At 68.6% G+C, this 23,945-nt stretch carries 26 protein-coding genes and 1 pseudogene; 11 read left to right on the forward strand and 16 right to left on the reverse strand.

The features are described 5' to 3' along the window. Positions 1–14 precede the first annotated feature (14 nt). The 3 genes from ACSQ2G_RS11610 to ACSQ2G_RS11620 form a co-directional block, all read right to left on the reverse strand. Positions 15–1,013 carry a cysteine synthase A gene (locus ACSQ2G_RS11610; RefSeq protein ID WP_436030992.1) on the reverse strand — a complete coding sequence of 333 codons (999 nt, stop codon included), beginning with the start codon at positions 1,011–1,013 and terminating at the stop codon, positions 15–17. 105 nt (positions 1,014–1,118) lie between these two features. Next, complete coding sequence (locus ACSQ2G_RS11615; RefSeq protein WP_310079270.1) at positions 1,119–1,400, reverse strand: hypothetical protein; 282 nt, start codon at positions 1,398–1,400, stop codon at positions 1,119–1,121. A 171-nt stretch (positions 1,401–1,571) separates the two neighbouring features. Beyond that, positions 1,572–2,807, reverse strand: coding sequence for a class I SAM-dependent methyltransferase (locus ACSQ2G_RS11620; protein ID WP_436030994.1), 1,236 nt, complete (start codon positions 2,805–2,807; stop codon positions 1,572–1,574). A 355-nt stretch (positions 2,808–3,162) separates the two neighbouring features. Here ACSQ2G_RS11620 and rfaD point away from each other — a divergent pair, with 355 nt between their 5' ends. Next, positions 3,163–4,164: an ADP-glyceromanno-heptose 6-epimerase gene (gene rfaD / locus ACSQ2G_RS11625; protein WP_436030995.1), complete on the forward strand. Its 1,002-nt coding sequence runs from the start codon at positions 3,163–3,165 to the stop codon at positions 4,162–4,164. Positions 4,165–4,181: 17 nt separating this feature from the next. Here rfaD and ACSQ2G_RS11630 read toward each other — a convergent pair whose 3' ends face one another. Both ACSQ2G_RS11630 and ACSQ2G_RS11635 read right to left on the reverse strand, forming a co-directional pair. Then, positions 4,182–4,568: a type II toxin-antitoxin system VapC family toxin gene (locus ACSQ2G_RS11630; protein WP_436030997.1), complete on the reverse strand. Its 387-nt coding sequence runs from the start codon at positions 4,566–4,568 to the stop codon at positions 4,182–4,184. Next, positions 4,565–4,819: a type II toxin-antitoxin system VapB family antitoxin gene (locus tag ACSQ2G_RS11635; RefSeq protein ID WP_436030999.1), complete on the reverse strand. Its 255-nt coding sequence runs from the start codon at positions 4,817–4,819 to the stop codon at positions 4,565–4,567. Before ACSQ2G_RS11635 ends, ACSQ2G_RS11630 begins: the two co-directional genes overlap by 4 nt. Positions 4,820–4,969: 150 nt before the next feature. Between ACSQ2G_RS11635 and ACSQ2G_RS11640 the strand changes: the two genes are divergently transcribed. Next, a complete protein-coding gene (locus ACSQ2G_RS11640; RefSeq protein ID WP_436031001.1) occupies positions 4,970–6,103 on the forward strand; it encodes a DUF3089 domain-containing protein in 1,134 nt (377 codons plus the stop codon). A 22-nt stretch (positions 6,104–6,125) separates the two neighbouring features. Here the strand turns inward: ACSQ2G_RS11640 and recG are convergent, their stop codons facing one another. The 5 genes from recG to tcyJ all read right to left on the reverse strand — a co-directional run bounded on the left by recG (position 6,126) and on the right by tcyJ (position 10,982). After that, on the reverse strand, positions 6,126–8,201 hold the full coding sequence (recG, locus tag ACSQ2G_RS11645) for an ATP-dependent DNA helicase RecG (protein ID WP_436031003.1): 2,076 nt from the start codon (positions 8,199–8,201) through the stop codon (positions 6,126–6,128). Positions 8,202–8,355: 154 nt separating this feature from the next. Then, entirely contained in the window at positions 8,356–8,658 is a 303-nt protein-coding gene (locus ACSQ2G_RS11650; protein WP_028039078.1) for a hypothetical protein, read from the reverse strand. A gap of 62 nt (positions 8,659–8,720) precedes the next feature. Then, positions 8,721–9,461: an amino acid ABC transporter ATP-binding protein gene (locus ACSQ2G_RS11655; RefSeq protein ID WP_436031005.1), complete on the reverse strand. Its 741-nt coding sequence runs from the start codon at positions 9,459–9,461 to the stop codon at positions 8,721–8,723. Next, positions 9,458–10,114, reverse strand: coding sequence for a cystine ABC transporter permease (gene tcyL / locus ACSQ2G_RS11660; protein ID WP_436031007.1), 657 nt, complete (start codon positions 10,112–10,114; stop codon positions 9,458–9,460). The genes ACSQ2G_RS11655 and tcyL overlap by 4 nt, the downstream gene beginning before the upstream one ends. A gap of 67 nt (positions 10,115–10,181) precedes the next feature. Then, positions 10,182–10,982 carry a cystine ABC transporter substrate-binding protein gene (tcyJ, locus tag ACSQ2G_RS11665; RefSeq protein ID WP_436031954.1) on the reverse strand — a complete coding sequence of 267 codons (801 nt, stop codon included), beginning with the start codon at positions 10,980–10,982 and terminating at the stop codon, positions 10,182–10,184. Between the two features lie 166 nt (positions 10,983–11,148). Here tcyJ and ACSQ2G_RS11670 point away from each other — a divergent pair, with 166 nt between their 5' ends. The 4 genes from ACSQ2G_RS11670 (at position 11,149) to ACSQ2G_RS11685 (ending at position 13,589) form a co-directional block, all read left to right on the forward strand. Beyond that, entirely contained in the window at positions 11,149–12,345 is a 1,197-nt protein-coding gene (locus ACSQ2G_RS11670) for a M48 family metalloprotease (protein ID WP_436031009.1), read from the forward strand. A gap of 70 nt (positions 12,346–12,415) precedes the next feature. Beyond that, positions 12,416–12,898 carry a nuclear transport factor 2 family protein gene (locus tag ACSQ2G_RS11675; protein ID WP_436031010.1) on the forward strand — a complete coding sequence of 161 codons (483 nt, stop codon included), beginning with the start codon at positions 12,416–12,418 and terminating at the stop codon, positions 12,896–12,898. Positions 12,899–12,942: 44 nt separating this feature from the next. Then, positions 12,943–13,185 (forward strand): FitA-like ribbon-helix-helix domain-containing protein, encoded by a 243-nt coding sequence (locus ACSQ2G_RS11680; protein ID WP_436031012.1) that lies wholly within the window; start codon positions 12,943–12,945, stop codon positions 13,183–13,185. Then, positions 13,182–13,589, forward strand: a complete 408-nt coding sequence (locus ACSQ2G_RS11685; protein ID WP_436031014.1) for a type II toxin-antitoxin system VapC family toxin — start codon at positions 13,182–13,184, stop codon at positions 13,587–13,589. The genes ACSQ2G_RS11680 and ACSQ2G_RS11685 overlap by 4 nt, the downstream gene beginning before the upstream one ends. Before the next feature lie 3 nt (positions 13,590–13,592). Here the strand turns inward: ACSQ2G_RS11685 and ACSQ2G_RS11690 are convergent, their stop codons facing one another. After that, positions 13,593–14,708, reverse strand: a complete 1,116-nt coding sequence (locus ACSQ2G_RS11690) for a beta-ketoacyl-ACP synthase III (protein WP_436031016.1) — start codon at positions 14,706–14,708, stop codon at positions 13,593–13,595. Positions 14,709–15,019: 311 nt separating this feature from the next. On the opposite strand from ACSQ2G_RS11690, the gene ACSQ2G_RS11695 reads away from it, so the two are divergent. After that, the gene (locus tag ACSQ2G_RS11695; protein WP_436031018.1) at positions 15,020–15,553 is read left to right on the forward strand and encodes a porin family protein; all 534 of its coding nucleotides are present in this window, start codon (positions 15,020–15,022) and stop codon (positions 15,551–15,553) included. Positions 15,554–15,636: 83 nt separating this feature from the next. Here the strand turns inward: ACSQ2G_RS11695 and ACSQ2G_RS11700 are convergent, their stop codons facing one another. Further along, positions 15,637–16,050, reverse strand: coding sequence for a DUF805 domain-containing protein (locus ACSQ2G_RS11700; RefSeq protein WP_436031019.1), 414 nt, complete (start codon positions 16,048–16,050; stop codon positions 15,637–15,639). 194 nt (positions 16,051–16,244) lie between these two features. Between ACSQ2G_RS11700 and ACSQ2G_RS11705 the strand changes: the two genes are divergently transcribed. Both ACSQ2G_RS11705 and ACSQ2G_RS11710 read left to right on the forward strand, forming a co-directional pair. Continuing rightward, complete coding sequence (locus tag ACSQ2G_RS11705; protein ID WP_436031021.1) at positions 16,245–16,634, forward strand: hypothetical protein; 390 nt, start codon at positions 16,245–16,247, stop codon at positions 16,632–16,634. A gap of 20 nt (positions 16,635–16,654) precedes the next feature. After that, complete coding sequence (locus tag ACSQ2G_RS11710) at positions 16,655–17,584, forward strand: sterol desaturase family protein (RefSeq protein WP_436031956.1); 930 nt, start codon at positions 16,655–16,657, stop codon at positions 17,582–17,584. Here the strand turns inward: ACSQ2G_RS11710 and ACSQ2G_RS11715 are convergent. Next, a complete protein-coding gene (locus ACSQ2G_RS11715) occupies positions 17,571–18,464 on the reverse strand; it encodes an SPFH domain-containing protein (protein ID WP_436031023.1) in 894 nt (297 codons plus the stop codon). The two genes, ACSQ2G_RS11710 and ACSQ2G_RS11715, sit on opposite strands and share 14 nt — an antisense overlap. Beyond that, entirely contained in the window at positions 18,461–18,688 is a 228-nt protein-coding gene (locus ACSQ2G_RS11720) for a hypothetical protein (RefSeq protein ID WP_436031025.1), read from the reverse strand. The genes ACSQ2G_RS11715 and ACSQ2G_RS11720 overlap by 4 nt, the downstream gene beginning before the upstream one ends. Before the next feature lie 542 nt (positions 18,689–19,230). Between ACSQ2G_RS11720 and ACSQ2G_RS11725 the strand changes: the two genes are divergently transcribed. Together ACSQ2G_RS11725 and ACSQ2G_RS11730 are read left to right on the forward strand one after the other, a co-directional pair. Continuing rightward, on the forward strand, positions 19,231–20,517 hold the full coding sequence (locus ACSQ2G_RS11725; RefSeq protein ID WP_436031027.1) for a hypothetical protein: 1,287 nt from the start codon (positions 19,231–19,233) through the stop codon (positions 20,515–20,517). Positions 20,518–22,041: 1,524 nt separating this feature from the next. Then, positions 22,042–22,188 (forward strand): hypothetical protein, encoded by a 147-nt coding sequence (locus ACSQ2G_RS11730; protein ID WP_436031029.1) that lies wholly within the window; start codon positions 22,042–22,044, stop codon positions 22,186–22,188. A 49-nt stretch (positions 22,189–22,237) separates the two neighbouring features. Here the strand turns inward: ACSQ2G_RS11730 and ACSQ2G_RS11735 are convergent. Beyond that, positions 22,238–23,261 (reverse strand): annotated as a pseudogene (locus ACSQ2G_RS11735) (NUDIX hydrolase); the annotation flags it as partial. After that, positions 23,227–23,868: an HD family hydrolase gene (locus tag ACSQ2G_RS11740; RefSeq protein ID WP_310079240.1), complete on the reverse strand. Its 642-nt coding sequence runs from the start codon at positions 23,866–23,868 to the stop codon at positions 23,227–23,229. The pseudogene ACSQ2G_RS11735 and the gene ACSQ2G_RS11740, both read right to left, overlap by 35 nt. Positions 23,869–23,945: the final 77 nt, after the last annotated feature.

Genomic DNA, 23,945 nt, shown 5'->3' on the forward strand with positions numbered 1-23,945 from the left:
TCGCGCGCCGGCGGCTACATCCAGGGCGGGGTCGGCAGGCCCTTCTCGGCCAGGAAGGCGGGGTTGAACAGCTTGCTCTGGTAGCGCGAGCCATGGTCGCAGAGGATGGTCACGATGGTGTGGCCCGGACCCATGGCTCTGGCCAAGCGCACCGCGCCGGCCACGTTGATCCCGGTCGAGCCGCCCAGGCACAGGCCCTCGTGCTGCACCAGGTCGAAGACCTGCTCCAGCATCTCCTCGTCGCTGATCCGGAACGGGTGGTCGATCGCCAGGCCTTCGAGGTTGGCGGTGATCCGGCCTTGGCCGATGCCCTCGCTGATCGAGGTCCCTTCCGACTTCAGCTCGCCGTCGGCGTACCAGCTGTACAGCGACGCGCCGTGCGGGTCGGCCAGGCCGATCTTCACCGACGGCTTGCGGGCCCGCAGGGCGGCGGCGACGCCGGCCAGGGTGCCGCCCGAGCCGATGGCGCAGATGAAGCCGTCGACCTTGCCGTCGGTCTGCTCGAAGATCTCCGGCCCGGTGGTCTCGAAATGGGCCTGGCGGTTGGCGACATTGTCGAACTGGTTGGCCCAGATCGCCCCGTTCGGCTCGGTCTTCGCAAGCGCCTCGGCCAGGCGGCCCGAATAGCGGACATAGTTGTCGGGATTGGAATAGGGGACGGCGTCCACCTCGACCAGTTCGGCGCCGAGCAGGCGGATGGCGTCCTTCTTCTCCTGGCTCTGGGTGCGGGGAATGACGATGGTGGTCTTGTAGCCCAGGGCCGAGGCGACCATGGCCAGGCCGATGCCGGTGTTGCCGGCCGTGCCCTCGACGATCCGGCCGCCGGGCTTCAGCAGGCCTTTGGCCTCGGCGTCGCGGATGATGCCCAGGGCCGCGCGGTCCTTGACCGACTGGCCGGGGTTCATGAACTCGGCCTTGCCGAGAATCTCGCAGCCGGTGGCCTGGCTGGCGCGGTTGAGGCGGATCAGCGGCGTGTCGCCGATAGCGTCCAGGACGCTGGTCTTTACGGTCATCTCTTCAGTCCGGCCGAGCGGGAGGTCGGCTTGGTAGATCGTGATGCGCGGCCTTCAGGCAAGACCAGTTTTCCTGAAGGCGGCCTCGCCGGTTTCAGCGCAGGTTCAATCCAGCCGCTGGGTGATGATCACGTTCAGCAGCGCCAGGGCCCCGTTGACCGAGGCCGCCGCGCACCAGGCGCCGTGCAGGCCCTCGACCTCGACCAGATGGTTCTCGATGGCGTCGACCATGATGCCCTCGGCCACGGGAAACGAGGCGTCGCCCAGCAGCTGTTCGTCTTCCAGCTCCTTGCACCAGGCCGCGACCGCATCGGTGGCCGTCTCGGCGTCGAACTGGGTGATGTAGGTGCCGCCGTGGAAATCCAGGACGAGGGTGTAGAGGTTCATCGGGCCGACCTCGGTGAGCGCTTGCGGACTGTACGCACACCCAAGGTCGGGATGCATGGCCAGGTTTGCTAGAGCAAGCCGCGCGATAGTAGGAATCGCGCCGCTTGCTCTAGATTTTTGTTTTCGCATCGCTTTTGCGGAAAACCGGCGTCCACTTTTCCGCGCGATGCTTTAGGCCCGGGAAAGGCCCAGCTGGATCACATTGGTGCGCTCGGTGCGGAAACCGGCCTCGCAATAGCTGAGATAGAACCGCCACAGCCGGCGGAAGCGCTCGTCGAAGCCCAGACCCTTGATGTCGTCCCAGGCGGCCTCGAACCGCGCGGCCCATTCGGCCAGGGTGTCGGCGTAGTTCTGGCCGAAGCGGTTGATCTCGGTCCAGGCCAGGCCGGCGGCGGCCGTCTCCTGCTTCAGGCGCGCCTCGCTGGGCAGCATGCCGCCCGGAAAGACGTAGCGCTGGATGAAGTCGGTGTGGCCGCGGTAGCGGGCGAACAGCTCGTCGCGAATGGTGATGATCTGCAGGCCGGCCCGGCCGCCGGGCGACAGCACTTCGCGGATCTTGCCGAAATAGGTGGGCCAGTATTCCTCGCCGACCGCCTCGAACATCTCGATCGAGGCGACGCTGTCGAATTGGCCCTGGACGTCGCGATAGTCGATCAACCGGATCTGCGCCTTATCGGCCAGGCCCTGGTCGAACAGGCGCCGCTTGGCGAAGTCGTGCTGGGCTTGGGAAATGGTGACGCCGGTGACCTTGGCGCCCACTTCCTTGGCCGCGAACTCGGCGAAGCCGCCCCAGCCGCAGCCGATCTCCAGCACGTGCTGACCGGGCTTCAGGTCGATCGACCGAGCCAGGGCCGCGTACTTGGCGCGCTGGGCCTGGTCCAGCGGCTGGCCGGGTTTTTCGTACAAGGCCGAGGAATAGGTCATGCTGGGGTCCAGCCAGCGGGAGTAGAAGGCGTTGCCCAGGTCGTAGTGGGCGTGGATGTTCTTCCTGGAGCCCACCCGATCGTTGCGATGAAAGAGGTGGTGGAGCTTGTTGACAGCCTGCATCATCGGATTGCCCCGGACCAGGGCCGTCAGCCGGTCGAAGTTCAGCGAGAAGGCCTCCAACACCGCCGACAGGTCGGGGGTGTCCCACTCGCCGGCCATGTAGCCCTCGGCGAAGCCGATGTCGCCGGAGGCCAGGGCTCGGCGGATGAACCGATAGTCGTGGATGCGGATCACCGCGTCCGGGCCCGGCCCCTTGCCGACGATTCGCAGGGGCTTGCCCGAGGGCAGGACGAAGGTCAGGTCGCCGGCCGCCCAGTTCTCGACGGCGACGCGGAGAGCGGTGCGGAAGGCGGCCGGGGCGCGACGCAGTTCGGGGTCGCGGGCCGCGGCCGGCCAGGTCGCAGGCAGGATATCGGTCATCGATGGTCCCATCCCTAACTTGATGACGAAAGTAAGAACTCTCGGAACCGACCTGTAAATGGGGAGGACTATCGGTCCTCGCGAGAAATCTCCTCTTCCTTGAGGCCGCGACAGGCCGCGAGCGCGCGTTCGCGCGCCGCCGAACCCCTTACGATCGGTTCGCCATAGATACGCCTGGCGGCGGGGGCGGGTTGCGCCGAAGCCTTCCACGGCTCCTGGCTCAGGCCGTCGGGCGGGCGCGGATCGGTGCGCAACCGGACCCGGACGGGTCGATCCGCACGTTCACGCCGACGCCTTGCCCCAATGCTTGCCCCAGTCCCTTGCTACGTTCGCCCCCTGTGCCATAACGCGAACCATGTCCAGACGCGTCATCCTCGTCACCGGCGGCGCCGGCTTCATCGGCTCCAACATCGTGGCCAAGCTGTGCGAGGACGACAGCCTCGACGTGGTGGTCTGCGACCGGCTGGGCGAGGCGGCGCAGAACAAGTGGAAGAACATCGCCAAGGCGCCGATCGCCGACTTCGTGGCCCCGGAGGATCTGTTCGATTGGCTGGCCCAGCGCGGCGACGAGGTCGAGCTGGTGATCCACATGGGAGCGATCTCCTCGACCACCGAGCCGGACGCCGACCTGATCGTGCGGTCCAACTTCGTGCTGTCGCGCGACCTGTGGCGGTGGTGCGCGCAACATCAGCGGCGGCTGATTTATGCTTCGTCGGCCGCCACTTACGGCGATGGCCTGCAAGGTTTCGACGGCAAGGACGACCTGAAAAGCCTCAAGGCCCTGCGACCGCTGAACGCCTATGGCTGGTCCAAGGCGCTGTTCGACATCTACGCCGTTCGCGAGGCCGCCCGCGGCCATGCGCCGGCCCAGTGGGCGGGGCTGAAGTTCTTCAACGTCTACGGCCCCAACGAGGACCACAAGGGCGGCATGAAGTCGGTCGTCTGCCAGATCTGGCCCAAGGTGGCGGCGGGCGAGGGCGTGCGGCTGTTCAAGTCGCACCACCCCGACTACGAGGACGGCGGCCAGCTGCGCGATTTCGTCTATGTGCGCGACGTCGCCGACGTGGTCGCCTGGCTGGCCAAGAGCCCGCACGTCAACGGGATCTACAACCTGGGTTCCGGCAAGGCCCGCTCGTTCAAGGCCCTGGCCGAGGCCACCTTCCGGGCCGTGGGCCGCGAGCCCGACATCGACTATTTCGACATGCCCGAGGTGCTGCGCGGCAAGTACCAGTACTTCACGCAGGCAGACATGAGCCGCCTGCGCGCCGCCGGCTACAACGCGCCGATGACCTCGCTGGAGGACGGCGTCGAGGACTATGTCTGCGGATTCCTCAATACGGACGATCCGTACCGCTGAAGGCGCGCGGTTGACGGTCAGGCCGCCCGCCGCACGTCGGTGACGGCGAAGTCTTCGCCCTTGAACAGCAGCGGCAGGTCGCGCGACTTGGCCAGGGCGTAGCTGAAGCAGTCGCCGTAGTTTAGGCCGTGAGCGCCTTGTCCAAAGGTTCGGTAGGCCATCTGGGCGACATCGGCCAGGGCCCCGTCGAACGCCACCGTCGTCAGGTTCAGGGCGGCCATCAGGTCCGTCAACTCGGCTGCGCGCACGGCGCCGTAACGGCGGCTGGCGACGATGAAGGCCTCCAGGCGCGTCGGCGCGGCGATCAGCGTGGTTTCCGTCCTGATGATCGCGTCGAGAAAGGTTTCGGCGTCGGGCTCGCCCTGAAAGATCGCGATCAGCGCCGAGGTATCGACGACGATCACTTCGGCAAGCCGTCCTGGTCGTACAGCAGGGCGTCGTCGGAGCCTTCCCGCAGCACGGGCGAGGCCCTGACCCTGGCCTGGATCGCCCGGATCCGCGCCAGCCGCGCGGCCAGGGCTTCCGGCGTCGTTGGCGTGCGGTCGAGTTCGGCGCGCAACGCCCGCGTGACCACCTCGGTCAGGGTCAGTCCCGTCCGCTCCGCCAACTGGCGAGCAAGGCGGTCGGCTTCCTCGCTGCGGATGTACAGGCTCATGGTCCTGTATATACACCCGATCAATACGGCCTCCAAGCCACGCCATGATTGGGAGCGCCGCCATGGTCAAGGGCGTCACCTTCGGCCGCCACGCTCCAGGAGGCTTCAGGCCGTCTCGCGCGACGCGGCGGGTTCGTGTAACCAGGGGCCATGGCCGACCGTTTCAAGGGCTTCAAGCGCTGGATCTTCGCGGGGGCGGTGCTGTTCCTGGCGCTGGTCCTGTCGGCGGCGTTCTACTGGCGCTACGACATCCTGCGCACGACGCTGGACCCCAAGATCCCGTTCCAGACCTACGAGCCGCCGCCGGCCCCCGACTACGCCCGGCCGGAGGCCTGGGCGCTGCTGCCCGAGCATGGCGTGGCCAGCCGGGGCGGCGCCGACGTCTTCTTCGTGCACCCCACCAGCTATGACGGCGGCCGCGACTGGAACGCGCCGTTCGACCAGCCCAAGGCGGCGCGCGACCTGGCCCGGGTCATGCTGCCCAACTACGCCGCCCCGTTCGCGCGGGTCGGGCGGATCTTCGCGCCGCACTATCGCCAGGCCAGCCTCTACACCTTCCTGACGTTGCGCGACGACGCCCGCGACGCCCGGCGCTTCGCCTATGACGACCTGCGCGACGCCTTCCGCCACTACCTCGCGCACGACAACGGCGGGCGGCCGATCGTGCTGGTCGGGGTGGAGCAGGGCGGCATCCTGGCCGAGCGGCTGCTGAACGAGGAGATCGCCCCGAACGCGGCGCTGCGGGGCCGGCTGGCCGGCGTCTATCTGATCGAGACCGTGGTGCCGGCCGACGAGTTCGGACCCGGCGCGCCCGTGCCCGCCTGCGCCGGTCGCGACCAGGCCGGCTGTCTGGTCGCCTGGGCGTCGATGGTCGACGGCGACTTCCAGCAGGCCCAGGAACTGACCAATCGCTCGCTGGTCTGGAACGCCGGCGGCGAGCTGGTCACCCTGGACGGTCGTCAGCCGCTTTGCGTCAACCCGCTGCTGGGGGCGCGCAACGAGATCCGCGCGCCGGCCAAGCTGAACCTCGGGGCCGCCAACGCCACCGGCCTGGAATGGGACTCGAGGCCGGCCCTGCTCAAGCGCCAGGTCTGGGCCCAGTGCGAGAACGGCCTGCTGCACACCGGGCGCCCGAAATCGACCTCGCTGCGCGACAGCGGCTCGTGGACCGACCGCCGCAAGGTGGACGGCTTCAACCTGTTCTGGGCCGACATCGAAGCCGACGCCCTGGCTCGGGTCGCGGCGCTGAAGCGGCGGGGGCCGGTTCCGCAGGCCTCCAGCTAGGCGGTTCTCTGCCCTGCGCGGCTCAACCGGCGTCGTTGAGCGGCGAGGCGGCCTTCCAGTCGAACAGTTCCTGCAGGGTCCGCACCGCCTGGCCGCGCGGCGAGGTCAGGTCGGGGTCGCGGGCCAGGATCAGGCGGGCGTCGTCGGCAGCCACGGCGATCAGGTCGCGATGAGCCACGGGGTCGGCCAGCCTGTAGGCCGGGAAGCCGCTCTGCTTGAGGCCCAAGGGATCGCCGCCGCCGCGCAGCTCCAGGTCCTTCTCGGCGATCTCGAAACCGTCGTCGCTGCGGCGCAGGATGTCCAGCCGCTGTTGGGCCGTCTCCGACAGCGGCGGGTCGTAGAGCAGCACGCACGAGCTCTCGCGGGCCCCGCGACCCACCCTCCCGCGCAGCTGGTGCAGTTGCGCCAGGCCGAAACGGTCGGCGTGCTCTATAACCATGATGCTGGCGTTGGGCACGTTGACCCCGACCTCGACCACGGTGGTGGCGACCAGGACCGAGACCTCGCCATCGACGAAGGCCTGCATGACGGCGTCCTTCTCGGCGGACGGCATCTGGCCATGGACCAGGCCGACGCTGGGGCCGATGGCCTGGCGCAGCGAAGCGGCCCGCATCTCGGCGTCGCGCAGGTCGATCTTCTCGGACTCCGAGACCAGCGGGCAGATCCAGAAGGCCTGGGCGCCGGCCTGGGCGGCGGCCTTCAGCCGGGCGATGATCTCGGGAATGCGCGGGGTCGGCGCGGCGCGGGTGGCGACTGGCGTGCGGCCCGGGGGCTTCTCATCGATGCGCGAGACGTCCAGATCGCCGAACACCGTCAGTTCGAGGGTCCGCGGGATCGGCGTGGCCGACATCGCCACCAGGTGCGCGCCCGCACCTTTGTCCTGAAGGCGTTTTCGTTCATTGACGCCGAAGCGGTGCTGCTCGTCGATGATGGTCAGGCCCAGGGCCTTGAACGCCACGTCGTCCTGGAACAGGGCGTGGGTGCCCACCGCCACGGCGGCCGAGCCGTCGGCCAGCTTGGCCAGTTTCGACGCCCGGGCCGAACCCTTGTCGCGACCGGTCAGCAGGATCACCGCCAGACCCTGCGCCTCCAGCGGCGGGGCCAGGGTTTCGTAGTGCTGGCGGGCCAGGATCTCGGTCGGGGCCATCAGGGCCGACTGCAGGCCGCTGGACGCCGCGTCGGCCATGGCCAGCATGGCCACCACAGTCTTGCCCGAGCCGACGTCGCCCTGCAGCAGCCGGCCCATGCGCTCGCCGCTGGCCATGTCGCCGCGCACCTCGGACAGGGCGCGGATCTGGGCGCCGGTCAGCCTGAAGGGCAGGGCCTTCTCGACCGCGTCCGACAGCGGGCCGGCGACGATGCGCGGCGCGGGGTGCGAGCGCTTGCCGGCCTTGCGCTGGGCCAGGGCCAGCTGGTGGGCCAATAGCTCGTCGTAGGCCAGGCGGCGGCGGGCCACCGACATCGGCGACAGGTCGATCTCGGCCTGCGGGCCATGGGCCAGGGCCAGGGCCTCGCGCCAGGTCGGAAAGCCGTTCTTGGCCAGCCAGGCCCCATCCTGCCACTCTGGCAGGGCGACGGCGCGCTCCAGGGCCTCCTGGGCGAACTTGCGGAAGGTGCGCGAGGGCAGGCCGGCGGTGGCGGCGTAGACCGGCTCGATCGGCGGGATGTCGGCGATACGGTCCGCTTCGAGCAGATAGTCGGGATGGGCCACCTGGATCTCGCTGCCGAACCGCTCGACCTTGCCGCTGGCCGCCCGTTTCGCCCCGACCGGGTGCTGGCGCTCCAGGTGCGGGCCATGGCCCTTGAACCAGGTCAGGGTGACGAAGCCGTGCTCGTCCCAGGCGCGGATCCGCCAGGGCTGGCCGGGGCGCTGCGGCGGCAGGTGGGCGTCGATGGTGACCAGGAAGGTCTGGACCTGGCCGTCGACGGCGCGGTCGGAGGTGGTGGCCGTGCGGCGGATCAGGCCCTGGGGCAGGGTGAACAGCACGTCGCGGACGATCGGTCCGGCCAGGCGCTCGACCAACGGCGCGACGCGCGGCCCCACGCCTTTCAGCGTGGAGACGGGCGTGAACAGCGGAAAGAGAATCTCGGGGCGCATGCGGCTTCCACCATAGCGAAGCCGGCGGCGGATGTGGACGCCGCCGTGTTCTCTTTTCGTGCCGCTGGGCGATTTGGTGGGAAGCTCGACCGTAAAAGGCCGAACGGATCCCGGGGCGTGACGTCGCCGTCTCCCCGAAATCCGAAGGCGGGCGTTATTCGCCCTTGTTCATGGCCGGTTTCAGCGCGGCCACGATGTCCTGAAGCTCGTCCGAGCGCGAGGCGCCCGAGACGTTCAGGCGGGTGTAGAGATACTCGGCCTTGTGCTTCATCGCCGCCTCGGGGAAGCGGTTGCCCGCCCCGTGCAGATTGTTGGCCTCGCCCGCATAGACGACGGTTCCGGTGGCGTCGACAAAGACGAAATTGCCAGCGATCGTCGTCCGAGGATCGCGATCCTCGGCCAGCTTGTAACGGTAGACGGCGCCTGATGCGCCTTGCAGATCGATATAGGGTTTCACTGGACCTCGCCTCACAGCACACGGCGTCGGCGGAGAGGAGGTGAGGGGCGCCGGAGGCCAAATTATGGCCTTAGGCCGCTCACCTTGCTGAGGAATCGCCGCGTACGCTCTTCCTTAGGCGAACCAAGCACTTCGGCGGAAGGGCCTTGTTCGATTATAACACCGTCATCCATGAACAGCGTCCGATCGGCCACATCGCGCGCGAAGTCCATCTGGTGGGTGACGATGACCATGGTCCGCTTCTCGGCGGCCAGGTCGCGGATCACGGTCAGCACCTCGCCGACCAGTTCCGGGTCCAGGGCCGAGGTCGGCTCGTCGAACAGGATGACCTCGGGATCCATGGCCAGGGCCCGGGCGATGGCGCAGCGTTGCTGCTGGCCGCCGGACAGCTCGCGGGGATAGGCGTCGACCCGATGGGCCAGGCCGACCTTGGTCAGCAGGGCCTTGGCCTTGGCGTGGGCGACGGCGGGCTTTTCGCCCCGCACCACGATCAGACCCTCGGCGACGTTCTGCAGGGCCGTGCGGTGCGGGAAGAGGTTGAAGCTCTGGAACACGAAGCCGACTCGGCCCTTCAAGGCGCGGGCCAGGGGTGGTCTGGACCCGGCCGTCACGCCCGCCACGGTCAGGTTTCCGCCGTCGATGAGTTCCAGCCCGGCCAGGCAGCGCAGCAGGGTGCTCTTGCCCGAACCGCTGGGGCCGATCACCGCGACGACCTCGCCGGGGGTGACGGTCAGGTCGACGCCGTTCAGCACGGTCGTGTCGCCGAAACGCTTGAGCAGGCCCTTGGCGTCGATCGCGCTCATCGGCGTTGCTCCGCCTGGCGTTCCAGCCGGGCCTGGCCCAGGGCCAGCAGGCTGGACAGGATCCAGTAGAGGGCGGCCGCCGCCAAGTACATGGCGAAGATCTCGTAGGTGCGGGCGGTGATCAGCTGGGCCTGGCGGAACAGTTCGGGCACCTGGATGGTGGCGGCTAGGGAGGTGTCCTTGACCAGGCTGATGAAGCTGTTGGACAGCGGCGCGACGGCGGTGCGGGCGGCCTGGGGCAGGATCACCCGGCGCAGGGCCTGGCCGCGGCTCATGCCCAGCACGCTGGCGGCCTCCCACTGGCCCTTGTCGACGGCGGCGATCGCGCTGCGCAGGATCTCGCAGGCATAGGCCCCGATATTGATCGAGAAGCCGATCCCGGCGGCCAGCAGCGGCGGCAGCTGCACGCCCAGCTGCGGCAGGCCGTAATAGATCAGGAACAGCTGCACCAGCAGCGGCGTGCCCCGGATCGCCGAGACATAGACGGCGGCGGGCCAGCGCAGGAACGGGCTGCGCGACAACCGCATCAGCGCCAGCCCGAACCCGATCGCCAGCCCGACGCCCATGCCGATCAGGCTGAGCAGCACGGTATAGCCCGCGCCCTTCAGCAGCAGCGGGGCCGACTGCGCGACGAGGTCGAGGGCGGGGGTCATCGCGAACGGGCTGGGGCCGCAGCCGGGGACAGGCGCATGCGCCTGTCCCCGATCCTGGAATGGACCTTCACTTCGTCACGTCCTGTCCGAACCACTTCACCGAGATCGCCGCCAGCTGGCCGTTGGCGCGCAGGGCGTCGATGGCCTCGTCGACGGTGACCTTCAGGGCTGGATCGCGCAGCATGGCCACCCCCATGCCCTGGCTGGCGAACACAGGGCCGGAGGCGACGAACTCAGGCGAGGTCTTGACGAAGTCGGCGGCCACCAGCCGGTCGTTCAGCACCGCGTCGATGCGGCCGGCCTTGAGGTCTTGGTACTTGGTCGGGTCGTCGTCATAGGTGCGGACGACGGCGGTGGGGACATTGGCCCGCAGCCAGCTTTCGTAGTTGGTGCCCAGGCCGACTCCGACCTTCTTGCCCGCCAGGTCGGCCGGCGTGGCGAGGCCCGCCTGGCCCTTGCGGACGATGATCTGGATGCCAGAGACGGTGTAGGGGCGCGAGAAGTCGTACTTGGCCGCCCGTTCCGGCGTGATGGCGATCTGGTTGATGACCACGTCGATGCGCTTGGATTCCAGGGCGCCGAGCAGGCCGGCAAAGGGCGAGGGCCGGAAGTCCGGCTTGACCTTCATCTGCGCGGCCAGGGCCTTGGCGAAGTCGACCTCGAAGCCGGCCAGCTGGCCGTCCTTGTCCTGGAAGTTGAACGGCGGATAGGTGCCCTCCAGGCCGATGCGCAGGGTCTTGGTCGCCTCGACGCGCTTGAGGCCGGTCTCGGCCGCGTCGCCGGCCTTGCCGCCGCAGCCGGCCAGGCCGAGGCCGACGACGCCCAGGCCAAGGCCCAGAAGGAAATCACGGCGGACGGGGAATCGCATGCGGGCCTCGAAAGCGCGGGTCATGACCTATTTCTATACGGCCCGCGCGCCTCCGCCAGGGGCAAGCGCCGTCGCTCGCTCCCGTTGATCGACCTGACGGCGAATTAACCTGACGCGACAGGCCGGTTCTGGCCTTCTGCGGCGACTTGTGTGTCCGGGGAGCGACATGGCCCAAGCGTTCGATCCCGCCGCCGCCACGGCGGCCTATCTGGCGACCCTGCCGCCGGCGGCGCACGCCAAGGCGGCGGCCTACACCCACGGCGGTCACTGGCTGCTGCTGTGGGGGTTTCTGGTCACGGTGCTGGTGTCGTGGCTGATCGTGCGCAGCGGCGTGCTGCCGGGGCTGCGCCGGCGGCTGGAGCGGCGACGCGCCCGGCCGCTGCTGGTCAGCCTGGTGGTGGGCGTTGTCTATCTGCTGATCGACGGCGTGCTCAACCTGCCCTGGTCGGTCTATAGCGGCTGGTGGCGGCAGAAGCAGTACGGCCTGACCAGCCGGCCCTTCACCGGCTGGCTGGGCGAGGCCGCCATCAGCCTGGCCATCTCGGCCGTGGTGCTTGGCCTGTTCTTCGTCGCCCTCTACGCCCTGATCCGCACGGCGCCGCGGACCTGGTGGCTGTGGAGCGGCGGGCTGACCGCGGTGTTCATCACCGTGATGATGGTGCTGGCCCCGATCTATATCGAGCCGATCTTCAACCACTACACGCCGGCCCCGCCCGGCCCGGTGCGCGACACCGTGGCCGCCATGGCCAAGGCCAACGGCGTGCCGGCCGACAAGATCTTCGTCTATAACGGCTCCAAGCAGTCCAACGCCTACACCGCCAACGTCTCGGGCCTGTTCGGCTCGGCCCGGGTAGCGATGAGCGACACCATGTTCAAGCGGGGGGCGGACCTGGCCGAGGTGCGCGGCGTCGTCGGCCACGAGATGGGCCACTACGCCCACCATCACGCCCTGTGGATCGCCGGCGTCATGAGCCTGCTGGCCATCGTCGCCTTCTTCCTGGTCGACCGCCTGTTCGCGCCGGTCGCGGCGCTGATGGGCGCGGAGACGGTCCGCGGCCTGGCCGATCCGGCCGGCCTGCCGGTGCTGAGCGTGATCCTGGCGGTGCTGTCGCTGCTGGGCGCGCCCCTGACCAACAGCCTGATCCGCATCGCCGAGAGCGACGCCGACCGCTACAGCCTCGAGCATGTCGGCGAGCCCGACGGCCTGGCCAAGGCCCTGGTCAAGACCATCGAATACCGCGCCGCGACGCCCGGCGCGGTCGAGGAGGTGCTGTTCTACGACCATCCCGCCGTGGGGCGGCGGATCCGCCGGGCCATGGACTGGAAGGCGGCGCACTTGGCCGCCGCCAAGCCCGGAACCTGACCAGCCTCGAAGCGACCCTTTCCCAGCTTGGAACGCGGGTCGTTCCGGGCGCGTCCAAGGAGATCCGACCTTGAAAATCCTGGCCCTGTTCACCTTGATGGCGTCCGCCGCCCTGGCGCCCGTGGCCGCCTCGGCCCAGACCGCTTCTGCCCCCGCCGCCGCGGCGACGACGACGGCGTCGCCTGAAACCCTCGCCGCGCTGGAGAAGCTCAACAGCGAATGGCTGACGGCCTACAAGACCCGCGACGGCGCGGCGCTCGATCGCATTCTCGCCGACGATTTCGAGGCGATCTATCCGGGCGGACGCATTCTCAGGAAGGCCGACCTGATCAAGACGGCGACCAATCCGGCCCGCACCGTCTCCGACATCGGCTGGGACGACCTGAAGATCCTGGTGTTCGGCGACGTCGCCGTCGTTCGCGCCCGCAGCCGGATCGTCGGCAAGACCGCCGAAGGCGACTTCTCCGGCCGCAACGACTACGCCGATATCTATGTCCGGCGGGCCGGCGCGTGGCGGGCGGTCTCGGCCCATGTGGTGCCGGTGACGGATTAGGGGCGTGATTGCATTGATATCATGTTTGAGGCATTCTTGGACCCATGGGCCAGATCCTCATCCGCAATCTCGACGACAGCGTGATCGACGCCCTCAAGCGCCGCGCGGCCGATCACGCCACCTCGACGGAAGAAGAGGCGCGGCGAGCGCTTGCCGCCAGCGTAGGATTAGGGCGGGAAGCCTTCCTTGAGCGCATCGACGCCATGCGCCGCATGATCGGACCCTTGAGCGGCCCCACCAGCCTGGAAGACCTTAGAGCGGACCGCGCCCGCGACGACGAAACGTGACGGTCGTCATCGACGCCTCGGTGGCGCTCAAATGGGTGCTGGATGAGGAAGGCTCGGATCGGGCCCGGGCCTTGGCCGCGTCGGAAACCATGATCGCTCCCGATCTGTGGCTGATCGAGTGCGCCAACGTCCTGACCATGCGTGTTCGACGTGGCACGATCGCGCCCGACGTCGCGGCGCAGGCTGTTGATCTCATCGCGTCAGCGCCCGTTCGCATCGTGCCCACCCGCGCGTACGTGCCGACGGCGCACGCCTTGTCGGTGGTCTTGAACCAGAGCGCCTACGACAGTCTGTACCTGGCCTTGGCGCTCGGCGAGCGCGCTGTCATGGTCACCGCCGACGCGGCCTTCTTCAGGGCGGCGTCGGCCGTAACGGCCTATGCGTCGTCGGTCAGGCTGCTCTAGCGCCTACCGCTTCCGCACGAACACCGTCCCGGCCGAATAGCCCGCCCCGAAACTGCAGATCAGGCCGGTCTCGCCCGGCGCGAAGTCGTCATTGGCGCTGTGGAAGGCGATGATCGAGCCGGCCGAGCTGGTGTTGGCGTAGTCGTCGAGGATGATGACATTCTCGCCGGGGTCGGGGTCGCGGCCCAGCACCTTGCGGGCGATCATGTCGTTCATGTTGATATTGGCTTGATGCAGCCAAAGGCGCTTTAGCCCCGTGGGCTCGATCCCCAGGTCGGCGGCGTGCTCGAGGATCATCTGGCTGACCATCGGCACCACCTCGCGGAACACCTTGCGGCCTTCCTGCACGAACAGCTTGTCCTTGGCCCCGACCCCCTCCGGGGCGGCGCGGTTGAGGAAGCCGAAATTGTTGCGGATATTGTTGGAGAACTCGGTCTTCAGCCGCGTGCCCAGGATCTCCCAGCCGCCGCTGGCCTGGCTTTCATCTTCCAGGATCACGGCCGTGGCCACGTCGCCGAAGATGAAGTGGCTGTCGCGGTCGGTGAAGTTCAGGTGGCCCGAGCAGACCTCGGGATTGACCATCAGCACCGCCTTGGCGCTGCCGGTGGCGATGAAGTCGGCGGCGGTCTTGATGCCGAAGGTGGCCGACGAGCAGGCGACGTTCATGTCGAAGGCGAAGCCGTCGATGCCCAGGGCCTGCTGCACCTCGATGGCCATGGCCGGATAGGCCCGCTGCATGTTCGAGGCCGCGCAGATCACCGCGCCGATCTCGCTGACCGGCTTGCCCCAGCGTTCGATCGCCTGCTTGGCGGCCTCGACGGCCATTTCGGCCAGGATCGAGATCTCGTCGTTGGGCCGCTCGGGCAGGATCGGGCGCATGACCTCGGGGTCGACGATCCCGGACTTGTTCATCACGTAGCGGGCCTTGATGCCCGAGGCCTTCTCGATGAACTCGGGCGAGGAGGGGGCCAGCGCCGCCACCTCGCCGGCGGCGATCGCCTCGGCATGGGCGGCGTTGAAGCGCTCGACATAGGTGTTGAAGGCTTCGACCAGTTCGGTGTTCGAAACGCTGAACGGCGGGGTGAAGAGCCCCGTGGCGACGATGACGGCTTTAGGCAAGGCGGCGGTCCCGGTGACGCTGGCGCGCCCCCTCTCTGAAGAGGGGCGGGCGCGGCTTGGCTCTGTGGGTCGATCCATAGCACGCCCGGCGCGGGCGTCACCTTTCCCTGCGCGGCAGGGATGTCACACTTCGCCGCTTTCGAAGCCGGACACGGAACGATCTGGCGCGGCCACAATCGCCACGGACATGTCGGGAACGACACGCAATGGCCCCAAACGGCCCAGGGAGGGTCCAATCGCGGCCCCATGGCGCGGCTATCCAGGGCAGGTCGAGGCGCTCCCCCGCCTCGCCAGTGCCAAGGAGTACAACAATGAAAACTCTCATGACGGCGGCCGCCCTGGCCGCCCTTTCGGTCGCTGCTGTCCCCGCCCTGTCGCAAGCCCAGGACACCGGGGTCTACGGGACCCTCGGCTACGCCGGATCCCGCGCCGACGGCGCCGACACCGGCGCGGTTCAGGGCCGCCTGGGCGCCAAGCTGACCCCGCACTTCGGCGTCGAGGGCGAACTGTCCGGCGGCGTCAAGGACGACGACATCGACACCAACGGCGTGCGGTCCAACATCGAGCAGACCCACTCGGCCGCCGTCTACGGCGTGGGCTTCCTGCCGGTGAGCCCGAAGATCGACCTGATCGGCCGGGTCGGCTACGGCAACACCCAGTACAAGCAGACCCTGGCCGGGGTCGAGAGCAAGTTCGACGCCGACAGCGTCAACTACGGCGTCGGCGCCCAGTACAAGGTCGACGACAAGAACGGCGTCCGCGTCGACTACACCCGCCAGCAGTTCCGCGACAACGACGCGGCCGACGCCAACGTGGTGTCGGTGGGCTATGCGCGGAAGTTCTAGTCGGCGGCCAAGACTTGAGACGAAAAGAAGCGCGCCTCCGGACGGAGGCGCGCTTCCTGATTGCCGGAGGGAACGTTCGGCGGTTAGCTGAACACCGCGGCGGTGTCGCCGGTGGGCGAGGCCTTGGGGTCGGGGCCGAACTTGTTGGGGCCGTTCGTGCCGGGCAGCAGGTAGAACACCAGCAGCACCAGGCCGCCGATGCCCGGGATGAGGCTGATCAGCAGCCACCAGGCCGACCGGTCGGTGTCGTGCAGGCGCCGGAAGCTCACCGCCAGGCCGGGGATGATCACGCCCAGGAAGGCCAGCGAGAAGATCCCCATCACCGCCATCGCCGCGCCGCTCGGCCCGTTGGGGCTGAAGCCGCCCACCGCACCCAGCAAGGCGAAATAGACGATCTCGGCGATGACCATCAGCAGGAAGAACAGCCAGTATTCCGAGCGCCGCGCGCGGCCGGAGAACTGAGCGTACTTCCTCAAGGGTTCGAACATCAGCGACATCTGGACCTCCCGTATTTTCTTCCGCTCCCTGGCGGACGCTCAACCTTGGGCAGGAAACGACCAGACGTAAACACCCAAGATGTGGCGAGGGGCCTCCGGGCCGGCGTGAACCTCGCCCTTGACGCTGGGCCGGTGGAGCGTGACGCTGGCGTCAAGAATTCCGGGGAGGACGCGTCGCTTTGGATAAGACGCTGTTGATTCAACTGCTTGGCTCGGCGGTGGCGGTCAGCCTGCTGGTCGCCCTCGCGGCGTGGGCGCGGATCTCGCGCCCGACCCCGCCGCTCGACGCCGAGCAAGCCAATGCCTTGCTGGCCGTGGAATTTCCGGACGATCGCGTCGACGTCCTGTGGATCGCCGCCGACGGCGCGGGCCTGGTGGCGCGGTCGGGCGACCGGGCCCTGGTCGCCTGGCGCAAGGGCGACGGCTATGTGGCCCGCGACCTGCCCTGGGCCGCCGCCCCGGCCGCCACGCCCGTCGACGGCCTTCTCGTCCTGAAGACCACCGACGGCGTGGCCCGCCTGGCGCTGAAGGACGGCGAGCCCTGGCCGCCGCCCCGGTTCGCCGCTCGGGAGGCGGCCGCGTGAAGGCCTTCGATCCCGTCCAGATGGCCATCCCGTTCTTCGTGCTGGCCGTCGTCCTGGAGATCGTCCTGGCCCGGCTGGGCAAGGCCGACGCCCGCTACGAGGCCCGGGACACCGCCACCTCGCTGGTGATGGGCCTGGGCAGCAGCATCGCCGGCGCGCTGATGGGCGGCGTGATCTTCGCGGCCAGCCTCTGGGTCTATCAGCACCGGATCTTCACCATCCCGATCACCGCCGTCTGGGCCTGGGTGGTGCTCTTCTTCGCCGAGGACCTGACCTATTACGCCTTCCATCGCCTCTCCCACGAGCGGCGGTTCTGGTGGGCCAGCCACGTCAACCACCACACTTCCATCCACTACAACCTGTCGACCGCCCTGCGGCAGACCTGGACGGGCGGGATCGCCGGGACCTGGCTGCTGTGGCTGCCGCTGTCGTTCCTGGGGTTCCCGCCGGCGATGGTCGCCATTCAGAAGGGGATCAGCCTGGTCTACCAGTTCTGGATCCATACCGAGGCGATCAAGCGCATGCCGGCCTGGTTCGAGGCGGTGTTCAACACGCCCTCGCACCACCGGGTGCACCACGCCCGCAACCCTCGCTACCTGGACGCCAACTACGCCGGAATCCTGATCATCTGGGACCGGATGTTCGGCACCTTCATCCCCGAAACCGACGAGGAGCCCTGCCGCTACGGTACGGTCAAGAACCTGGCCAGCTTCAACCTGCTGACCAACGTCTTCCACGAGTGGATCGGCGTCGGCCGCGACCTTTGGGCGTCGCGCTCGCCGCGCGAGGCCCTGGGCTACCTGTTCGGCCCGCCCGGCTGGAGCCCGGACGGCTCGCGGGACACCTCCCACACGCTGAAGGCCAGGTGGCGGGCGCGGATGGAGGCCGCCGAACGGTCCCGCGTCGAGGCGCGGAACGACCCGGCGGCCCGACCCGTCAGTCGATCTTGACGAAGGGCGTCGCGCCGCCGGTCACCTTGGGCAGTTCGCCGTTCCATTTCTCGATGGCCAGCTGCTGCAGGATCTGGGGATTGGCGCGGATCGCCTCGCCCTTGATGCGGATGGATTCGGCCTCGCCGCGCGCCTTGGCGATGGCGGCGTTGGCCAGGGCGGTCTCCTTGGCCTCCAGCGCCTTGGCGGCCAGGGCCTCCTGCTCCAGCTGGGTCTTGTTCTGCATCTGCTGGATGATGGCGTCAGGATAGCGGATCGAGCCGATCCAATCCATCTGCGAGACCGTGACCCCGTGCTTGGCCCACTTGCCCGACACCCGGGCGAAGGCGCGCTGCATCACCGCCTGACGACCGCCGCTGTACAGGGTCTCGACCCCGACCTTCTCGGCCTCGGCGGCCACGGCCGAACGCACGTCGTTGCGGATCGGACCGTCCAGCAGCTGGTCGAACGACAGGCGGTAGGTCTGGTAGAGGCTCGGCGCCGACACCGGATTGACCTGCAGCGTCACCGAGACGTCGGCCGTCATCGGCAGGCCGGTGTTGTCGGAGAAGGTGATCTCCTCGTTCTCGTTGCCGCGCTCGTCCTTCTCGCGGGTGTAGCTGTAGGTGCGCTGGATCACCGGATACTGGACGATGCGCTCGCCGACGCCGCGGAAGTACCAGCGGGCGGGCAGGGGTTCGGGAACGACGCCGGCCCCGGAGCCCAGGGTCTTGATCTTCACGCCGGCGTTGCCGGGCTCGACCGTGGTGCTGTGCGAGGCGACGCCGCACGAGCCGACCAGCAGGACCAGCAGGCCGACGCCGCCGATGGCGATCACCCGGCCGGTGTTCTGGATCTTCGAGCGCGTCTTGGCGGCCCGCGCTTGGAAGTCGTTGGTCATTCCCCGATGTCCCCGTTGTTGGAATTCTGGCTCCTGGCTATGTCCCGAATCAGGATGGACGCCAGCTTGCCCAGGCCCATCACCCCGACCGCGAAGGCGATCGGCGCGGCGACCAGGCCGATGTCGGTGGCCGAGCCCCACAGGGGCCCGACAATCACCCGCGGCAGGACGACGGCCAGCGACAGCCAGCCGATCAGATAGGCCGCGGCCTTGGCGTAGATCACGACGTGCTCCCCGTGCGGATGGTCCCGCGTTCGCGCGAGGGTAGACCGGGAAGCTGCGCAGGGCCACGGTTGATGGCGGTCGGGGGGCGGTTGCTGGCCTGGGACGACGGGCCGCTTCCGACCCGTTGCGGACTTCTCAAGCGCCTTGCGTCCTTCGAGGCGCGCTCAGGAGCGCGCACCTCAGGATGAGGAATTCAGCACAACGCTCCTCATCCTGAGGCGCCCGCGCAGCGGGCCCCGAAGGACGCACGACCTGTCCGAAATCGCGCCTGGAGCGCCGTCGCCAAGGTCAACTTTCTGGTAGTGCCCCCAGAGGCGCTCACGACCCTGAGTGGACGTTAGGCTCAGGACTCATTGCTCATGGCCAGAACCACGATTGCGGCGCGGGCCTATTCCGCCCCAACGACCGCATTCAACCCACCAGGCGAAGACTGCCTTCGGTCCTTCGCATTCATTCGGTGCGCCCGATTTCAGGCCGCGAGGAGACTTGTGATCACGATTTAACTTTGTGGTTTTCGGAGATCACCGCAAGGACGCTTCACATGACAGGGGTGATTGATATGAAGCTGAAATCGATGGCGGCGGCCTTGGCGCTCGCAAGCCTGTGCGCGGCTTCCGCCCACGCCGAGCCCGTTGCGTCGCTCTCGTTCGCGGACCAGCTGGCGCAGGCAGGGGCGCCGCTAACCGTGCGGCCGGAGGGCTTCTCGGGTCCGGGAGCCGCGATACTATCGGACGCTATAGACGCCAGCCGCTACGTCCTCATCGGCGAGAGCCATCATTCGCGCGAGATCCCCGCCTTCACCACGAACGTCTGTCGATTGATGGCGCCCGGCGGCCTGACGGCCATGGTCATCGAGATCGGGCCGGAGGCCGCCGGAGCGGTCAACGCACGGCTGAGAGCGCCGGACCGGGAACAGCAGATTTCTGACTTCATGCGCTCCCATCCCGACGCCATGGCCTTCCTCAACAGCCGCGACGAGGGTCAGACGGCGGCCGATTGCGCGGGTGTCGCCGGGCCGGATTTCAAGCTGTGGGGGCTGGACCAGGAGTTCTTGGGCGCGAGCGGCTATTTGTTCGAACAGATGCTGGCGGCCGGTCCAGGGCCGCTCGCCCGCGCCCGGATCGAAGCGCTGGCGGAGCAGGAGCGAACGGCGACGCAGGCCGCGCTCACCTCCGGTTCACCCATGGACCTGTTCCTGCTCAAGGCTGCCGATGCGACGCTGGACCAGGCGGGGAGAGCCATCGACCAGGACGGCGGCGACCGGGCCAAGGCGCTGTTCGCCGCCTTGCGCGAAACACGCGCCATCTATCAGGCCTCGCAGTCCCGTAGCGGCGATCCGAACGGGCGCAGGGCGCGGCTGATGAAGCGGACGCTGGTGACTCATTTTGCCGAGGCGCCGCAGGCACGCCTACTGATGAAGTTCGGCGCCTACCATCTCTACAAGGGCTACAATCCACTCGGCCAGCGCGACCTGGGCAATTTCGTCGCTGAACGTGCAGACGGAGAGGGCGTGAAGTCCCTCCATATCGTCGTCACCGGCGCGAGAGGCGTGCAAGCCGGATACAACGGGGTCGGCCGCCAAATGGCCGTGCACAACTTCGATGCGACGACGGGCAAGGACAGCGACTGGTCCAAGGAGGTGATGCTGGCCCGCCCGTCGGCCACGCCGCCAGGCGACTGGTTCCTGGTGGATCTGCGCCGTTTGCGCAGCGCCGATCTGGAAGCCCTGACGCCTGAATGGCGCGCGCTCATCAGTGGCTACGACCTCGCCGTTGTTGCGCCTGAACTGTCTGCGTCCACCATGCTGGGGGCTCATGACGCCCCTTAGGCTCAGGACTCATTCCTCATAGCCAGACAAGCACGATGGCGGCGAGGGCCATGGCGGACGGAAGACGGTCGCGTTTCCACCCCGAGCTGACCTTCCCGGCGTCCGCACTGAGCGCCAGGCCCAACGGCTGCTTTCGGCGACGGCGCCAAATTCCGAACCCGACCCATTGCGGACTTCTCAAGCGCCTTGCGTCCTTCGAGGCGCGCTCAGGAGCACGCACCTCAGGGTGAGGAATTCAGCACAACGCTCCTCATCCTGAGGCGCCCGCGCAGCGGGCCTCGAAGGACGCACGACCTGTCCGAAATCGCGCCTGGAGCGCCGTCGCCAAGGTCAACTTTCTGGTAGTGCCCCAGAGGCGCTTTCGACCCTGAGCGGACCTTAGGCCCGTAGCCACGGTAGAGATGAGCACGCTTCCGCCTCAGCTCCCTCTAGCGTGTCGTGAAGCCCTGACTGGTGCTCGCAATCCCACCAGCCGCCGTCCATGGGACCGTCGTCTTCCTCGGAAGGCTCGTAGTATTTGCGCCAACGAAGCACGTCGAAGCGGTACATGCCGTGCGGCCCCCGCAAGATAACTGCGTGCCGATGCGGTTCCTGCCCCTGCAACCTCTTGATCTCTGTCCAGCCCGCCTTTGTCATGTGCGCATTGTGAAGCTCGCTTGGAAGGTCGGCAATCCACCCTTCTGAGACTTTCAGAACGTCCGCTCGGCGCAAGCCCGCATCCGCTCGTCGGATGCGGCCACGCTTCAAACCCTTGTAGGATCGGAGCTCTGGCTTCTGGCCGGGTCAAGGACGACGCGCCGCGTCGCCGCGACGCGGCCGCCGGAGGCGGTCCTTGACTCGGCCAGACGCCAGAGCAGGCTCGCCTACAAGGTTTTAAGGCGCGGCCTCGCCGCCGCGGGCGAGATACCACCTCGCGCAAGACGCCGCAAAAAACTTGTCCCCTCCGCTCCAAGCGTGTTTCTCCAGGAAATTCAACGCCCCAACATCACTTATCCTCCCCCTCCCGCGCCGGCGCATAATCGCTGCACCACAAGGCGATGGGGAGGGCGCTAAGGCCTGCGACCTTCGCGGCCTTGGGGGCGGTCGAGCGGGCGTGCTCGTCGGCGGCGGCTCCGCGAGGGGCCGCGACTTTCGTCCATCTGGTGCTGGCCGAGCCCGGAACACGGATACGGCGTTGGACGAGGGGCCGAAGAGGGCGACAGGCTTGCGGTGACGCAGGCGGTCCGGGACCGGGCGACGCAAGCCCGGCCCGCCCGTCGGGGGCTTCGAGCGGCGAGGCGTCAACAGCGCCGACCGCCGCTTGCTCCCGGATAACGACCGCGCGGAGCGTCGGTCCTGGTCGAAACGGTATTGTCTACAAAGCTTCCGGGCCTGGCCCGGCGCTCCGCGTCCCTCCCCGAACTTCAGCGGCCCGCCGCGTGAGGCGGCCAGGCCGTGCCTTCAAGAGGAGACGACATGCCCCGATCCAAGACTCGCGCCCGCCTAAGGGCCGCTCGTCCGCCCGTCCGCGGCGGCCCCGATCCGATGGACGACGACAGCGGGCGCACGGCCGCGCGCATGGACTATCTGCGTCGCGATATCCGCCCTCGGTTGAAGTTGATGGCGGCGGCCCGGGCCGCGCGGGAGGCGGAGCGCGCGGGCGGCGACGATCGGGCGGAGGGTGAGGCCTAGCGATGAACGGTCTGACGCAAGCCCAAGGATCGGGCTTCATCCACGCAGTCTAATCCCGCAGCAGCGGCAGGCTCAGCCCCGTCGCTGGCCGCGCGGCCAGGATCTCGCGGCGGAAGCGGAACAGCTCGGCCGGGCGGCCGCCGGTGTCGGCGTCCTGGCGGCCCAGGCCCTCGACCAGGTCCTCGCGCTCGACCACCCGGCGGAAGTTCTGCTTGTGCAGCGGCACCCCGGCGATGGCCTCGACCGTGCGCTGCAGGGCCGAGAGGGTGAACTCGGCCGGCATCAGCTCGAACACCACCGGGCGGTACTTGATCTTGCCGCGCAGCCGCGACAGGCCGGTGGCCAGGATGCGGCGGTGATCCGAGATCATCGGCTCGCCCAGGGCGGCCGACAGGGCGGCGGGCTCGGCCGGGTCGTGGCCCTCGGCCCGGGCCCGGTCGCGAGCGGCCTCGGGGGCCAGGCCCGCCTCGTAGAGCAGCTCGTAGCGCTCCAGCACCCGTTCCTCGTTCCAGGGCGCGCCGTCCAGGGCGAAGGCCAGGCGCGCGCGCGACCCCTTGCCGACGTCGTCGCCGGCCCAGCGGCGCAGGGCCGGGGCGATGGCCTCGTCCAGCAGGGCGGGGCGGCCGTGGCGCCAGTCCTCCCACGGGAAGAAGGCCGACCACGGGGCCCAGGCGGTGTCGGGGGCCCGGGTCTCGACGGCGGTGGGGGTCAGGCCCAGATAGCCGACCGAGACGACCCGCGCCGCCCCGGCCCCCATCTCGGCGCGCGGCGCGTCGCGGCCCTCGTCGCCGAAGGTGTAGAGCTGCTCCACATAGCCGAGCTGGAAGCGGGTCTGCTCGGTGACGAAGGCCCGCAGGCCCAGCTCGAAGGTGCGGTGGCCGGCCGGGTCGAACGGGCCGAACGGCAGGCCGGGCAGGGGGCTGGCGACGTCGGTGACCGCGTCGTGCGGCCGGACGGTCAGGACCACGGCTTCGCCGTCGCGGATGGCCACCACCACCGCCGACAGGCCGATGACGACCGATGTCGGTCTGGACCCGGTCATTCGGTCTCGAACGCCGCGCCGGGCGCGGACTCGAAGCCGGCGGCGCGCGACAGCACGTGAAAGCGCTGGACGTAGCGGGCCTGGGCCTCGAACGGCGGCAGGGGCAGGATCTTCAGATCGTAGCCGGCCGGCGGCGCGCCGAAGATCGCCAGGGACTCGGCGTGCTCGAACCCGGCCAGCTGGGTGGCCTCGAAGAAGGCGCAGGCCCGGTCGGCCGACTTGATCAGCTTCTTGACCGCCGGCGGCGTCTTCGGCGGCAGGCCGAAGCGGATGTGGATGGCGTCCTCCAGCCGGGCCTCGAAATCCTTGTAGCTGACGCCCAGCGCGGCCTTGAACGGGCTGATCATGTCGCCGATCACATACTCGCTGGCGTCGTGCAGCAGGGCGGCCAGCCGCCATTTCGGCTCGAGATCGGGCCTGATGTGGGCGGCGATCTCCTCGACCACCACGCTGTGCTGGGCCACCGAGAAGCCGTGCTCGCCGGTGGTCTGGCCGTTCCAGCGCGCCACCCGGGCCAGGCCGTGGGCGATGTCCTCGATCTCGATGTCCATCGGCGAGGGGTCCAGCAGGTCCAGCCTGCGTCCCGACAGCATGCGCTGCCACGCCCGGGGCGGAGTTTTATGCAGCCCTTTGGCCACGAGATCGTTCCTTACGGTGAAGGTGCAGGCCTGACCCTGTCTGGACTGGCCCATCGATTGACAAAGATCAATGAGGG

It is taken from the genome of Caulobacter sp. LjRoot300, from assembly GCF_964253875.1.
Lineage (GTDB): Bacteria > Pseudomonadota > Alphaproteobacteria > Caulobacterales > Caulobacteraceae > Caulobacter.